We start from the raw sequence: 14,065 nt of genomic DNA on the forward strand, positions 1-14,065 counted from the left end.
TTTTACAGGTTTTAAACACTTGTTTGCTTTTTTAACACTAGCCAAGCACAACGGGAATTTTTTACCATAGCTATGGTCTATAGCTCACAATCAGAATAAAACGAGTAGCATCATGCCTTTGAGCCGATTTCATGCACTGCGGAACTACCTCAACACCCTGATCCTGGGGCAGCCAACGCTCACAGAAAATCTGTTGATTGCCCTGGTGGCCAATGGACACCTCTTGGTAGAGGGCCCGCCGGGTTTGGCCAAGACCCGTGCCGTCAAGGCGTTGTGCGATGGGGTTGAGGGGGATTTTCACCGCATTCAGTTCACTCCGGATCTGCTGCCGGCGGATTTGACCGGCACCGACATTTACCGCGCCCAGACCGGCACCTTTGAATTTGAGTCCGGTCCGATTTTTCACAACCTGATCCTGGCCGATGAAATCAACCGTGCCCCGGCCAAGGTGCAATCGGCGCTGCTGGAAGCCATGGCCGAGGGACAGGTAACGGTTGGTAAGAAGAGCTACAAGCTGCCGCCCTTCTTCCTGGTGATGGCAACCCAGAACCCGCTGGAAAACGAAGGCACCTATCCCCTGCCCGAGGCCCAGCTGGACCGTTTCCTGATGCACCTGAACCTGGACTATCCTGATGCGCAAACGGAACGGGAAATTATGCGTCTGTCCCGCAGCGAGGCGCTGCACCAGGCGCCGCCGCAGATGGATCCCATAGCCCAGGCCGACATATTTGAAGCCCGCACCGAGGCGCTGGAACTCTACCTGGCCGAACCCCTTGAGCAATATATAGTCGACATAGTCATGGCCACCCGCGAAGGCCACAAGTACAGCGAAGAGCTGGGCAACTGGCTCGCCTATGGTGTCAGCCCCCGCGCCACCCAGGCGCTGGAGCGCTGCGCCCGTGCCCGCGCCTGGCTCAATGAGCGTGACTTTGTTGCGCCGGAAGACATCCAGGCGGTGGCGCCCAATGTGCTCAGGCACAGAATGCTGCTCAGCTACCAGGCCCAGGCCGAAGGCATCAATGCCGACGCCGTCATTGCCCACATTCTGTCCCAGGTGGCCGTGCCTTGAACAAGCTGCCTTTGTTTGCTGATGGCATCCATCTGAGTGAAAAGGAATTATTGGCGACCCAGGATCTGGCCCGCGCCCTGCCCGACCGCCCCAGCCGCGCCCGTGCGGCCCAGGCCGGTCACAGAGCCAGCATAATCAAGGGCCGAGGCATGGAATTTGCCGAAGTGCGCCACTACCAGCAGGGTGATGATATCCGCACCATAGACTGGCGGGTGACGGCGCGCACCGGCAAGGCCCACACCAAGCTGTTTGTGGAAGAACGTGAACGGCCGGTGATCATACTGCTGGATCTGAGCCACAGCCTGTATTTTGGCTCCAGCCTGCTACTGCAGGCGGTGCAGGCGGCCCATTTGGCCAGCACCCTGGGCTGGCAGGCGGTGCGCCACGGCGATCGCCTCGGCGCCCTTATTGCCTGTGAGCACGAACATCTGGAACTTAAACCCCGCAGCCGTCACACCGGCATATTGCAGCTGATCCAGGGCATTTGCCGCACCCACAGCCATCAGCTTAACAACTTCAGCAAGGGCAGTGGCGATGGTCAGCATTGGCTGCGAGCCTGCCAGCGCTTGGCCAGAATTGCCAAACCCGGCAGCCTGGTGTGGCTTATCACGGACGGCAGTGCCGTCAACAGCGAGTGCCTGGCGCCGCTGTCGGCCCTGAAGCGCCATTGTGAACTGGGGGCATTCCTGCTGACCGATCCTTTGCGCTGTGGAGAATTGCCGCTGCCGGCGGATATTCAACTGCCGGTACGCGAAGCCGGCGTCGACACAGTGCTGGACCGAGCCGGATACCACAACTGGCTGGCACGGGAATCGCAGCGACGTGACGAATTCTGTCGCCTGATGACAAGCCTTGGGGTCCAGACCCGCAGCATCAGTGCCGGCACTACCTTGCAATCCCAACTGGAAGTTTTGCGTTGACTCAATCACTCCCTTCTCAGCCCCAGGGTGGCAATCCCATGCTGGCCCAGATGCAGGACATTCAGCTGCCGCCCGACATCGGTCTGTGGCCTCTGGCGACCGGTTGGTATCTGCTGATGCTACTGTCGCTGTTGTTGTGTCTGGCCCTGGCCTGGTTTATACGAAAAAGGCAGCGCCATCTGGCGCCGCAGAAAATTGCGCTGCGGGAACTGACTCAATTGAACTCCCAAACGCCAGAGCTGGCGTGGCAGGTCAGCACCCTGCTCAAGCGCGTCGCACTGCATTACGGTCCCAGGGATAAAATAGCGGCTCTGGGCGGCGATGCCTGGAGCGCCTTGCTCGACGAGGCACTGCCCCCGGGCGATGCCGGTTTTGCCGTCCTGCTTGGCAGTCGTTACACACCTCAAACATTAAGCCCTGAGCAGGCCCAAACCCTGCTGTCTCTGGCCGAACTCTGGCTTAAACAGGCGCCCAGATGGCTTGCCGGGAGGTTCCCATGCTGACCCTGGCCTGGCCCTGGCTGCTGACGCTGTTACCCCTGCCGCTGCTGATAAAAAACAACGCTTCCCGGGACAGCGATGCCCGGCTGCATCTGCCCGGAGTGGCAGGCCTGGCTCGGCCCAAGCTGCAGCGCACATCGGCCTCCGGCCGCAAAACCCTGCTGTTGCTCTGGGCCCTGTTGTTACTTGCATTGTCCCGGCCCCAATGGCTTGGCGATCCCATAGAACTGCCCAGCAAAGGGCGGGATCTGATGCTGGCTGTGGACCTGTCCGGCTCAATGCAGATTGAAGACATGGTGCTGAACGGCGCGACCGTCGACCGCTTTACCCTTATCCAGCAAGTGGTCAGCGAATTTATTGAGCGCCGCAAAGGCGACCGTCTGGGCCTTATCCTGTTTGCCGATCACGCCTACCTGCAGGCGCCCCTGACCCAGGACCGGCGCTCGGTGGCGCAATACCTGCGTGAGGCCCAAATTGGTTTGGTGGGAAAACAGACCGCCATAGGTGAAGCCATAGGTCTGGCGGTGAAGCGCTTTGACAACCTCGAAGACAGCAACCGCATCCTGGTGCTGCTCACCGACGGCTCCAACAATGCCGGCGACATGGCCCCGGATCAGGCTGCCGCCATTGCCGCCGAGCGCAAGGTCAAGATCTACAGTATCGGGGTGGGTGCCGAAGCCATGGAGCGTCGCACCCTGTTTGGCCGCGAGCGGGTCAATCCCTCCATGGACCTGGACGAAGCCCAGCTGCAATCCCTGGCCAAGACCACGGGCGGAAAATACTTCCGCGCCCGCAATACCGAAGAGCTCGAGCAAATTTATCAGGCCATAGACGAGCTTGAGCCCGTGAGTCGGGATCAGCAAAGCTTCAGGCCCAGTGCCGATCTCTTTTACCTGCCACTGTCCCTGGCACTGCTGCTCAGTCTTTGGCTGGCACTGCGCGGCCGGGGACGTTTTGCGGAGGCACAATCATGAGCCTGCATTTTATCCGCCCCTGGTGGCTGTTGGCGCTGCTGCCCTTGCTGGCGCTGCTTTGGTGGCTGTACCGCCATCGCAGCAGTCGCGGAACCTGGAATGCTTACATTGCACCCCATCTGGCCGCCCTGCTGCTGAGCGGCACAAACAGCGCCCGTCCCAAGGGCATGGGCATGCTGGGAGCGGCCTGGGTCATCGCAGTGCTGGCCCTGTCAGGACCCGCGGTGCAAAAGCAGACCTTGCCTGTGTTTGCTACCGATGCCGGGCGGGTGCTGCTGATGGACATGAGTCTGTCCATGTATGCCACGGATCTCGCCCCCAATCGCCTGACCCAGGCGAAATTCCGCGCCACCGACCTTATTCGCTCCCTGTCGGATGGTGAAACCGGCCTGGTGGCCTATGCCGGGGATGCCTTTACCATTGCGCCGCTGACCCGCGACAGCAATACCCTGCTGAATCTGTTGCCTACCCTGTCACCTGACATCATGCCGGTGCGCGGCTCCAGTCTCAGCCAGGGCGTGCGCCGGGCCATTGAATTGTTGCAACAGGGTGGCCACCTCAAGGGTGACATTGTGCTGCTGACCGATGGGATCAACGAAGACGAATATCGCGAGACCCGCGAACTGCTTGATGGCAGCCACTATCGCCTGTCTATCCTGGCCTTCGGTACCCCACAGGGAGCCCCCATCAGGTTGCCCGATGGCAATTTGCTGCGCGATGCCGGCAATGAGCTGGTCATAGTCAAAACCGATTTGGTCAGGCTCGCCGATCTTGCCCGCAAAGGCGATGGCATGGCGCTGGCGGCGAGAAATGACGGCAGCGAATTACCACAATTACTGAGCTGGCTTGAGCGCGGCACAGATGCCAAGGCCACAGAACTGACCGGTGACAGCTGGCAGGATCTCGGTCCCTACATTGCCCTGCTGCTGTTGCTGCCGGTGCTGCTCAGTTTCCGCTTCGGCATGCCGGCCGCCGTGCTGCTTGCCTGTATCTTGCCACTGGGCAAGAGCCAGGCCGCCCTGTTTCAGACCCAGGATCAACAAGCAATGGAGGCATTTAAACGGGGCGAATTCCAGCAGGCGGCGGACAGCTTCACCCTGCCCGCCTGGCGTGGGGCTGCCCATTATCGGGCCGGAGATTACGAGTCCGCCCTCAAGGATTTTGAGCAGGACGACTCCGCCATGGGCCTCTATAACCAGGGCAACAGCCTGATGCAGCTGGGGCAATATCAGGAGGCGGAAAAACGCTACCAACAGGCATTGGAAAAGCAACCGGATTTGGACGCGGCCAAGGCCAATGCCAAGCTGGCGGAACAACTCGCCAAGCAGCCCCCCCAGCAGCAAAACGGCTCGGGCTCGGACCAGAACCAATCGGGCGATAATGACGCCAATGACCAACAGGGTCAGTCGGGTGATAATAGCGCCAATGATGATCAACAGGGACAAGAGTCTCAGGGAAGTCAGCAAAAGGGTCAGGGTTCGGGAAACCAAAACCCGGAGCAACAGGAATCCTCATCCGACAACCAAGGCGCCGGGGATGATGCTGCGGCAAATGACAGTCAACCGCAGGATGGACAAGAAGGGCAGCAGCAAGGGGAGTCCGAGCAGAACAGCGGGCAAGGCAACTCCGGCAGCAGTCAAAACAACGACGCGCAAATGCAGGCTGACCCCAACGCCGCTGACAAACAACAGCAAGCAGGCACGCAAGCAGCCGGGACTCAAGCCGGGGCCGCCGAAGGAGAGCCGGAAAAGGCACAGTCGGCCACACAGGCCGTGGCCGGCGCTGACAAGGCATCAGAGGATGGGGAAAAAGCGGCCGCCCTGGCAGCAACCGAACAACCCGGACAAATGTCACCCCAGACTGAGCGTGCCCTGCGGGTGATCAATGACGACCCCTCGGTGCTGCTGCGCAATAAGATGCAACTTGAATATCAACTGCGCCGGGCGCGCGGTGAACACAGGAAGGAAAAGGAACAGTGGTAAGAATCGCATGTGCTCTCCTGCTGGCCACACTTGCTGCCGCCCCGGCCTGGGCGCTCAGCAAACTGGAAGCCACGGTGGACAAGAATCCGGTCACCCAGGATGAATACCTGGTGCTGAACATCACGGCCGATGATGAGATTGACGCCGGCAAGCTCGACACCTCGGCCCTGCTGAAGGACTTTATCGTCGGCCGTACCAGTATCAGTCGCTCGACCCAGATGCTCAATTTCGACACCCACAGGGAAACCCGCTGGCAGATCCTGCTGGCGGCCAAACAGGTCGGCGAGCTGACCATACCCGCCTTCAGCCTGGACGGCGTGGCATCCGAGCCCATCAAGCTTAAGGTACTGGCCGCCGACGCCGAGCCGGTCAAGATGAAGAATCTGTACCTGGAAACCAGCCTGTCGACCAACGAGGCCTATGTCGGTCAGCTAATCACCTACAAGGTCAAGCTGTTCCTGGCCCAGGAGCTGCAACGGGGTGTGCTCAGCGCCCCCGTGCTGGAAGGCGCCCAGATCAAACAACTGGGCGAAGACAAGGATGGCACTGAGATAGTCGATGGACGCCGCCTGCGGGTGATTGAGCGCACCTATGGCATCATTGCCGACCAAGCCGGTGAACAGGCCATCCGCGGCGCCCGCTTCGAGGGTGATGTGCTGGTGGAAGCGCCCCGGCGAGGCGGCATGTTCAGCTTCAACGAAAGCCGCCCAATTCAGGCCAAGGCCGAGGACAGCAGCCTTAAGGTGTTGCCCCTGCCGGCAGGATTCGATCCAAAAGGGTTTGTTAGCGATCTGGCGCTGCTGAAAGATAACTTTACCGAGGATAAGCAGGAATTCGAGGTCGGTGCCCCCATTTCCCGTACCGTGACCCTGCTGGCATCCAATACAGATGAAACCAGTTTACCGGAGCTGGAACTCCCCTTACCGCCAGCGCTCAAGTCCTACCCGGAAAAACCGCAGCGCCAGACCTTTATGCGTAACGGCAAACTGGTGAGCCAGATCAGCCTGACCCAGGCCATAGTGCCGACCGCGCCCGGCAGCTATACCCTGCCCAAGGTGGAAGTGCCCTGGTGGAATTCACGGCTCAGACGCCAGGAGCTGGCGGTGCTGCCGGCGCGCACCATAGTGGTCACGGGCGCGGTACCCGTTGCGGTCGCCGCGACCACAACCCCGGCAGTGCAAACCGGTGGCTCGGCAGGCTATTGGCCCTATCTGACCGGATTATTTGCAATTGCCTGGCTGTTAACCCTGGGGCTTTGGTGGCAAAACCGTAAAAAAACCTCAGAGCCTGAACTTCAGCAGAGCACATCAGAGGTTTTGAGCACGGATTTAACCGGACTGCGCCGCGCCTGCGCCGGAGCGGATGGCGGTGCCATGCTCAATGCCCTCTGCAGTTATATGGCCGCCGAGGGCCACAGCGGTCGGCTGGTCGATATCGCCGGGCTGTCGCCGGAGCTTGCCAAGGCCATAGCGCAAATCCAGCAAGCCGCCTACGCCCGAGGTGCCCATGGCGTTAACGGTGATGCGCTGCTGCAGGCGGTACTGGCCCTGCCAAAAGCCGCATCCGCCAGGCAGGCTCCGGCCCTTGGCCCGTTGAATCCCTGAGGGGCAATAAATTATGTTTGCCAAAGGGCGCAATAAATCCAAATCCGACTCGGTCATGTCTGACATGCTGAGTAAACAACGACGATACGATGCCCTGGTCCGGGCACTGCACACCGACGTGTTCCGCTATGCCTTCTGGCTTTGCGGTGACAGACAGGTGGCAGAAGACATCACCCAGGAGACCTTTCTCCGGGCCTGGCGCTCCCTCGACTCCCTCAAGGATGAAAAGGCGGCCAAGGCGTGGCTGATCACCATTTTGCGGCGCGAAAATGCCCGCCGTTTCGAGCGCAAGCAGTTTGATTATTCCGATGTGGATCAGGAGCACTTAAGCGATGCTGCCGCTCACACCACCGAGGATGCCGCCGAGCAGTATTGGCTCAGGCGGCAAATTGCGACCCTGGAGCCCGAATACCGGGAACCCCTGCTGCTGCAGGTTATCGGCGGCTTCAGTGGTGAGGAAATCGCCGAGATGTTGGAGCTGAACCGCAATACCGTCATGACCCGGCTGTTCCGGGCCCGTAATCAGCTAAGAGAATTGTTGGAACATCCATCTATCCGAGGTCAGTCAAATGGATGAACTTGAGTTTCGCCGCCGTGCCTATAGCGACCCCCAAAGCCAGGATCCCGAATTTTTGGCAGCCATGGCCGAAGAGGACAACCGTGGCGCCTTTGTCAGGGAACTGAAGCAGCTCGATGCCAAATTGGCCCGGGCCATGAACGTGGACGTTCCCGAAACCCTCGCCGCGCGTCTGCTGCTGCGCCAGCAATTGGTGGCGCACAGGCAAAGCAAACGCCGCGCCACCTGGTTGATGGCCATGGCGGCATCAATCGCCTTTGTCATTGGTTTGGGATTCAGTTGGTTACGCTTGGGGCCCGTGGATCTGGGTGAGCATGCCCTGGCCCACGTGCACCATGAGCCCAAGGCCCTGACCATGGAACAGGCGGTAGACCTGCCCGCCCTCAATGCCAGCCTGGCCAGCATCTCCGGCCTTAAGGGAGCGCATTTCAATGCCCTCCCCGGTAAGGTGGTATTCAAGGCCTTCTGCGATTTTCGGGGAGTGCAGAGCATACATCTGGTGCTGGAAGGTGAAAATGGCAAAACCACCCTGTTTATCGTGCCGCTGGAAGAGCGGATGCAATTGAGCGAGCGATTTGCCGACAGCACCCTGAAAGGTCTGGGATTCCGCACCCGAGATGCCTTCCTGATGTTGGTGGGCGATGAGCAGCAATCGCTGACTGCACTGCAACAAACCATACGCCGGGATTTCATCTAGGTCTGACAAAACAGTTGCAAAAAGGCCGCGGGGCAATGCCCACGGCCTTTTTTAATTTGCCGGCCGAGATTGGCAACAATACTGGTCTGAGCTGACGGGCCAACAACCTGTCTATTGGGATCCTGCATCGACTTCTGCTAGCATGCCAAACCAATGCATATCACTGATAACTAAACGACAACGGATACAGCATAATGATAGCGACACCGGTTTTAATCACCTTTGCGGGCTATTTGGCCCTGATGATGGGCCTGGGATTTTGGGCCTACCGCTCAACGGATACGGTCGATGACTATATTCTCGGTGGCCGCAAAATGGGGCCAGGCGTCACGGCGCTCAGCGTCGGAGCCTCGGATATGTCGGGTTGGCTGCTGCTGGGATTGCCCGGCGCCGTATACCTGGGTGGTCTTGGCGAAGCCTGGATCGGCATTGGCCTGGTGGTCGGTGCCTGGCTCAACTGGCTGCTGGTAGCCAAAAGGCTCAGGGTCTACACCCAGCAAACTGACAATGCCCTGACCTTGCCGGACTTTTTCGAGAAACGTTTCCACGATGACAAGGGCTCGCTCAAGCTGGTTTCCGCCGTCACCATTTTGGTGTTTTTCACCTTCTATGCCTCTTCCGGCATGGTCGGCGGTGCCATTCTGTTCGAAAAGGTCTTTGGCCTCGACTATAACGCCGCCCTGGTCATAGGTTCGGCCATTATTGTCGGCTATACCTTCATCGGCGGCTTCTTTGCCGTCTGCTGGACCGACTTTTTCCAGGGCTGTTTAATGCTGATTGCCCTGCTTATAGTGCCTGTGGCTATTTTCACCCACCCCGAAAGCCATGCCAATCTGGATACCCTGCCGCCACAAATGTTGAGCCTGATCAGCAGCGACACCACTGTCATAGGTCTGCTTTCATTGCTCGCCTGGGGCCTGGGTTATTTCGGTCAACCCCACATACTGTCGCGCTTTATGGCCATAGGAAAGGTGGAAGATCTGCCGCTCTCCCGCCGCATTGCCATGGGCTGGATGATACTGTCACTTTTGGGCGCCCTCGCCACCGGCATTGCCGGCAGCCTGTATTTTGCCGGCAAGCCCCTGGACAATCCTGAAACCGTGTTTATTCACCTGTCCCAGGTGGCCTTCAATCCCTGGATTGGCGGCTTGCTTATTGCCGCCATTCTCTCGGCCATCATGAGCACCATAGATTCGCAACTGCTGGTGTGCTCATCTGTCATCACCGAAGACTTCTACCGCAAGTGGCTCAGACCCAAGGCCGACGATCGCGAACTGATGATGGTGGGCCGCATCGGCGTGCTGACCATAGCCATTATTGCCGGAGTGATAGCCCTCAATCCCCAAAGCAGCGTGCTGGGACTGGTGAGCTACGCCTGGGCCGGTTTTGGCGCAGCTTTTGGTCCCGTGGTGCTCTTGTCCCTGTTCTGGCGCGGTTACAGCCGCACCGGCGCCGTGGTCACCATCATCAGCGGTGCCCTGACAGTGGTTATCTGGAAACAGCTGAGCGGCGGCCTGTTTGATCTGTATGAAATCTTGCCGGGCTTTGTGCTGGCGACCCTCGCCGGTATGCTGGCCAGCAAGCTTGCCAAGCCCTGTGAGCGGGTGGAACAGGAGTTTGATCGCTTCCACAACAGCCTCTAACCACGGCTGAAAATAGCCAGAGAAAAAGCGTACATATGTACGCTTTTTATTTATCCGCTTGTCCGCTCCTAAAACCTCCAAGGTGCCCTGCCTGATTCAAATGGCAAATTCAAATGACTGTCGCGCGGCAAACACCCTGACCACGGGCACCCGGGCGCAGAATTCAAGCGCTCCGCAGTCAACACTTCCAGATACCGTACAAAAATCCGTTTATCTTTTCACCACTTGCGATGGAGCTTTAGCTCTGGTCGGACTTGTTGCATACAACTGTACTCCCTAAGATGCCGCAGCAACTTCCTGCGCCGCTTGGGCCGGGACAACCAGCAAGAGATGAAAATAATGACGTATTTCAACAAGACACTTTTGGTTTCTGCCCTCGCCCTGGCCTGTGGCCAGACAATGGCTGCCGGATTTCAACTGAACAGCCAATCCGCCACGGGTATCGGCCGCGCCTTCGCCGGTGATGCCGTTATCGCCGATAATGCCTCGGTACTGGCCCGTAACCCTGCCGCCATGGCCATGTTTGACAAGGCCGCCCTGTCACTGGGCATGACCTACGCCGATATCGACGTCAAGGTCAAAGACGTACAGGCAGCCGGCATGCCGCTGGACTTTGGCAGCGAACATGATGCCGCCGACGCCAAATTCATTCCCAACTTTTATTACATTCGCCCACTCAGCGACAAGCTGGCCTTTGGCATGGCCGCCTTCAGCAACTTCGGCACCGGCACCGACACCACGGCCCTGGCCAACAACGCGGTGACCATCCCGGGTCTGGGCACTGTGCCGGCACCCGTTGATTTGCTCGGCAACACCGAGGTCACCACGGTCAACCTCAACACCAGCCTGTCTTACCGTTTCGACGAGCACCTGAGTATCGGTGCCGGTATCGACATTATCTATGGTCAGGGCAAACTGAGCCGCGAAGGTACCCTGCCGCTGGGTCCCAATGGTGCCCTGGTGAACGCCAAGCTGGTTGACGTGGATGCCGATGGCTGGGCCCTGGGCGGGATTGTCGGCCTGGTGTACGAGTTCAATGCCGAGCACCGCATCGGCGCCAGTTACCGCCTGAGCCCCGAGTTCACCGCCTCCGGTGACATCAATGTGTTCAATACCCAGGCCATGGCCAATGTCAGCTTCGATGAAATTGCCATCCCCATGCCCGATATCTTCCAGGTTGCCGGCTTCCATCAGCTGAGCGACAGCTTTGCCCTGCACTACACGGCGCAGTACACCAGTTGGGGCGACTTTAAAGAAATCACGGTCAAGGACGGCTCATTGCCAAACGGCATGGCCGTGGGCAACGCCCAGCTCAAGCACTACGCCTGGGACAATTCCTGGTTGTTCAGCGTCGGCGGCACCTACAAACTGAACGCCGACTGGAGCCTGCGTGCCGGTTACATGCACGATCAGGGTGTGGTGGATCAATTGAGCTCACTGTCAATTCCTGATTCTGACCGCAACTGGTACACGGTCGGCACCACCTTTGCTTTGGACAAGCAGTCCAGCGTCGACTTTGGCCTGGCATTTGTCCGCGGCGAAGATGTGGAAGTGCACGAAATGAGCGCCCTGATTGGTGAGGTCATAGCCCACACCCGCTCCAACGCCGTTTACTACTCCATGCAGTACAGTCGCAGTTTCTGATAGCCTGCTGACAACAATGCCGCCCCGGGACTCCCTTGCCCCGGGGCGGCTTTTTTGTATCCACTCAATTTCTTGCCTACATTTAAGCAAACAATAATCACATTGCGATAATGGAAATGGCACGAGTCATAGGTCTTGGGGGGATCTTCTTCAAAAGCCCCGATCCGGCAGCGCTGGCAAACTGGTATCAACAACATCTTGGTCTGGATATAGAACACTGGGGCGGTTGCGCTTTTCATACCGCGCAATTGCCAAGTGGCAGCTACCATGTCTGGAGTCCATTCAACGCCGACAGCGACTATTTCGCTCCCTCAAACAAGGGGTTCATGTTCAACCTGATGGTGGATGACCTGGCCGGAGCCCTGGCGCAGCTGCGTGCGGCTGGAGCCCAGGTGCTGAATAATACCGAGGACTCTGAATTGGGGCGTTTTGGCTGGTTTATCGACCCAGACGGTAACAAGGTGGAACTCTGGCAAGCGCCCGGGAATAGTCAACAGGACTGATGCCTGCCAGGCGGCAACAGGTTATGCTGAAGCCCGGTTGATTACAGGAGTTTACATGGAAAAGTCCCTTACCTTGCCGGCCCTTGCACTGGGTCTGAGTCTCAGCGCAGGTCTGTTGGCCACCGGCTTATATCTCAAACAAACCGCACTGGCACTCAAGGCCAGTGAGCGTACCGTGACCGTCAAAGGTCTGGCCGAACAGGACGTCGACGCCAATATCGCCATCTGGCCGATCCGCTTTACCGAAGTCGATAACGATTTGCCCCGCCTGTACGACACCCTGGAGCAAAAAAGTGCCAAGGTGCTCGACTTTCTCAAACAACAGGGGTTTGATGACAGCGAGATCAGTCTGGGCTTACCCGCCATAGAAGACAGGCAGGCCCAGGGGTATGCCGATCCCAACCTCAAGTACCGATACACCGCCAAGGTCACCATCTCCCTCTACAGCAGCCAGGTGGCCAGGGTATTGGAAACCCGCAGACAACTGGCGACCCTGGCCCGGGAAGGCATAGCCATTGGCGGCAATGACTACGAAAACCGCACCGAATTCCTGTACACGGACCTGAACGCAGTCAAGCCGGCCATGGTTCAGCTGGCCACAGAGAATGCCCGCGAAGTGGCGGACAAGTTCGCCCATGATTCGGGCTCCCACCTGGGCAAGATAAAGAGTGCCAGCCAGGGACAATTCACCATCAGTGACCGTGACAGTAACAGCCCCCAAATAAAGCGCATCAGGGTGGTTTCCACTGTCACCTACTACCTGACAGACTGAAAAGAAGGCGCTGATGCGCCTTCATTTTTTTGCGCTGGGCCACAATCCATTAATTTTTTCTAATGAAATGGATTGCTGGATACACCACATTCCATTAGAATTTTCTCATGGATTTAATTGGAGTTCCCCATGAAGGCTAATTCACTCTTGCTGACCCTGCTGGCACAAAGCACCTTAACCCTGGGTGCCTGGACCCTGAGCGCATTGCCCACAAGTATGGCTGCCTACGCGGCCGAACCACAAACTCAGATCCTGAAGGCCGAGGTGCACCCCCAGTACCTGACACTGGATGCGGTCATTGAGCCGGTGCGCGCTGCAACCGTGTCGGCGCAAACCTCGGGACGGATCATCAAACTCAATTTCGATGTCAATGATAAGGTTCCGGCCGGCGCTGCCCTGCTGGAAATCACCAGCAAGGAACAGGGCGCCGGTCTCGCGGCCGCCGAAGCCGAACTTGCCAAGGCACAGGCGGTGAATATTGAGGCCCAGGCCCAGCTTAAACGAGTCAGCGAACTCTTTCCCAAGGGCGCGGTATCGCGCAACTCCATGGATGAAGCCATCGCCCGTGCCCGCAGCACAGAACAAGCCGTGACGGCCGCCAAGGCCGGTCTGACCCGGGCCAGGGAATCACTCAATTACACCGTGGTGTACGCCCCATTCAGCGGTGTTCTGACGGCGCGCCATGTGGAAGTCGGTGAAACCGTCAATCCAGGTCAACCATTGCTGTCCGGTTATGGCAGTGATGCGATGCGCGCCGTGTTCAGTCTGCCGCAGCAATGGGTCAGCGCCTTTCGCGGCAACGCCAAGGTGGAACTGCAATTGGCCGATGGCAGCAAGATAGACAGTGACCGCATTGAACTGTTCGACTTTGCCTCCGCCGGAGGTCACAGCCAAAGAGTGCGCGTCGCATTGCCCGAGCATGCCGCCGTGACGCCCGGCTCCTGGGCCAAGGTGCGCTTTATCAAGGAAATGCGCTCACAGCTGCGGATCCCCAAGAGTGCCCTGATAGTGCGCAACGAACTCAATGCCGTCTACCTCAAACAAGCCGACGCTTTTGTGTTGACCCAGGTGCGCCTGGGCCAGGAGCAAGGTGATGAGCTGACCGTGCTTTCAGGACTTGCAGAAGGGGATGAAATCGCCCTCAATGCACATCAGGTTACGGCCAGGTAAGGGAGGCAAA

At 58.6% G+C, this 14,065-nt stretch carries 13 protein-coding genes; all 13 read left to right on the top strand.

Going from position 1 to position 14,065, the window contains the following annotated elements; translation table 11 throughout:
- Positions 1 to 112: 112 nt before the first annotated feature.
- The 13 genes from JYB85_RS11400 to JYB85_RS11460 all read left to right on the top strand — a co-directional run bounded on the left by JYB85_RS11400 (position 113) and on the right by JYB85_RS11460 (position 14,055).
- A complete protein-coding gene (locus JYB85_RS11400) occupies positions 113 to 1,069 on the top strand; it encodes an AAA family ATPase (RefSeq protein WP_207324176.1) in 957 nt (318 codons plus the stop codon).
- Positions 1,066 to 1,989, top strand: a complete 924-nt coding sequence (locus tag JYB85_RS11405; protein WP_207379402.1) for a DUF58 domain-containing protein — start codon at positions 1,066 to 1,068, stop codon at positions 1,987 to 1,989. The genes JYB85_RS11400 and JYB85_RS11405 overlap by 4 nt, the downstream gene beginning before the upstream one ends.
- Positions 1,986 to 2,492 carry a DUF4381 domain-containing protein gene (locus JYB85_RS11410; protein WP_207379403.1) on the top strand — a complete coding sequence of 169 codons (507 nt, stop codon included), beginning with the start codon at positions 1,986 to 1,988 and terminating at the stop codon, positions 2,490 to 2,492. Before JYB85_RS11405 ends, JYB85_RS11410 begins: the two co-directional genes overlap by 4 nt.
- On the top strand, positions 2,486 to 3,463 hold the full coding sequence (locus tag JYB85_RS11415) for a vWA domain-containing protein (protein ID WP_207379404.1): 978 nt from the start codon (positions 2,486 to 2,488) through the stop codon (positions 3,461 to 3,463). The genes JYB85_RS11410 and JYB85_RS11415 overlap by 7 nt, the downstream gene beginning before the upstream one ends.
- Complete coding sequence (locus JYB85_RS11420; protein ID WP_207379405.1) at positions 3,460 to 5,445, top strand: vWA domain-containing protein; 1,986 nt, start codon at positions 3,460 to 3,462, stop codon at positions 5,443 to 5,445. The genes JYB85_RS11415 and JYB85_RS11420 overlap by 4 nt, the downstream gene beginning before the upstream one ends.
- A complete protein-coding gene (locus JYB85_RS11425) occupies positions 5,439 to 7,049 on the top strand; it encodes a BatD family protein (RefSeq protein WP_207379406.1) in 1,611 nt (536 codons plus the stop codon). The genes JYB85_RS11420 and JYB85_RS11425 overlap by 7 nt, the downstream gene beginning before the upstream one ends.
- Before the next feature lie 13 nt (positions 7,050 to 7,062).
- The gene (locus tag JYB85_RS11430) at positions 7,063 to 7,626 is read left to right on the top strand and encodes a sigma-70 family RNA polymerase sigma factor (RefSeq protein WP_207320152.1); all 564 of its coding nucleotides are present in this window, start codon (positions 7,063 to 7,065) and stop codon (positions 7,624 to 7,626) included.
- Complete coding sequence (locus JYB85_RS11435; RefSeq protein ID WP_207379407.1) at positions 7,619 to 8,323, top strand: DUF3379 domain-containing protein; 705 nt, start codon at positions 7,619 to 7,621, stop codon at positions 8,321 to 8,323. The genes JYB85_RS11430 and JYB85_RS11435 overlap by 8 nt, the downstream gene beginning before the upstream one ends.
- Positions 8,324 to 8,514: 191 nt before the next feature.
- Positions 8,515 to 9,966: a sodium/proline symporter PutP gene (putP, locus tag JYB85_RS11440; RefSeq protein WP_207382051.1), complete on the top strand. Its 1,452-nt coding sequence runs from the start codon at positions 8,515 to 8,517 to the stop codon at positions 9,964 to 9,966.
- 339 nt (positions 9,967 to 10,305) lie between these two features.
- Positions 10,306 to 11,610, top strand: a complete 1,305-nt coding sequence (locus JYB85_RS11445) for an OmpP1/FadL family transporter (RefSeq protein ID WP_207379408.1) — start codon at positions 10,306 to 10,308, stop codon at positions 11,608 to 11,610.
- A gap of 116 nt (positions 11,611 to 11,726) precedes the next feature.
- Positions 11,727 to 12,113 (top strand): VOC family protein, encoded by a 387-nt coding sequence (locus tag JYB85_RS11450; protein WP_207382052.1) that lies wholly within the window; start codon positions 11,727 to 11,729, stop codon positions 12,111 to 12,113.
- A gap of 55 nt (positions 12,114 to 12,168) precedes the next feature.
- Positions 12,169 to 12,885 (top strand): SIMPL domain-containing protein, encoded by a 717-nt coding sequence (locus JYB85_RS11455; protein ID WP_207379409.1) that lies wholly within the window; start codon positions 12,169 to 12,171, stop codon positions 12,883 to 12,885.
- Between the two features lie 216 nt (positions 12,886 to 13,101).
- Complete coding sequence (locus tag JYB85_RS11460; protein WP_407695892.1) at positions 13,102 to 14,055, top strand: efflux RND transporter periplasmic adaptor subunit; 954 nt, start codon at positions 13,102 to 13,104, stop codon at positions 14,053 to 14,055.
- Positions 14,056 to 14,065: the final 10 nt, after the last annotated feature.

The organism is Shewanella sedimentimangrovi, assembly GCF_017354965.1.
GTDB classification, from domain to species: Bacteria; Pseudomonadota; Gammaproteobacteria; order Enterobacterales; family Shewanellaceae; genus Shewanella; species Shewanella cyperi.

Coding starts and splice junctions, on each gene's coding strand:
- JYB85_RS11420 (WP_207379405.1), top strand. CDS start 3,460: ATGAGCCTGCATTTTATCCGCCCCTGGTGGCTGTTGGCGCTGCTGCCC.
- JYB85_RS11450 (WP_207382052.1), top strand. CDS start 11,727: ATGGCACGAGTCATAGGTCTTGGGGGGATCTTCTTCAAAAGCCCCGAT.
- JYB85_RS11445 (WP_207379408.1), top strand. CDS start 10,306: ATGACGTATTTCAACAAGACACTTTTGGTTTCTGCCCTCGCCCTGGCC.
- JYB85_RS11400 (WP_207324176.1), top strand. CDS start 113: ATGCCTTTGAGCCGATTTCATGCACTGCGGAACTACCTCAACACCCTG.
- JYB85_RS11455 (WP_207379409.1), top strand. CDS start 12,169: ATGGAAAAGTCCCTTACCTTGCCGGCCCTTGCACTGGGTCTGAGTCTC.
- JYB85_RS11430 (WP_207320152.1), top strand. CDS start 7,063: ATGTTTGCCAAAGGGCGCAATAAATCCAAATCCGACTCGGTCATGTCT.
- JYB85_RS11415 (WP_207379404.1), top strand. CDS start 2,486: ATGCTGACCCTGGCCTGGCCCTGGCTGCTGACGCTGTTACCCCTGCCG.
- JYB85_RS11435 (WP_207379407.1), top strand. CDS start 7,619: ATGGATGAACTTGAGTTTCGCCGCCGTGCCTATAGCGACCCCCAAAGC.
- JYB85_RS11460 (WP_407695892.1), top strand. CDS start 13,102: ATGGCTGCCTACGCGGCCGAACCACAAACTCAGATCCTGAAGGCCGAG.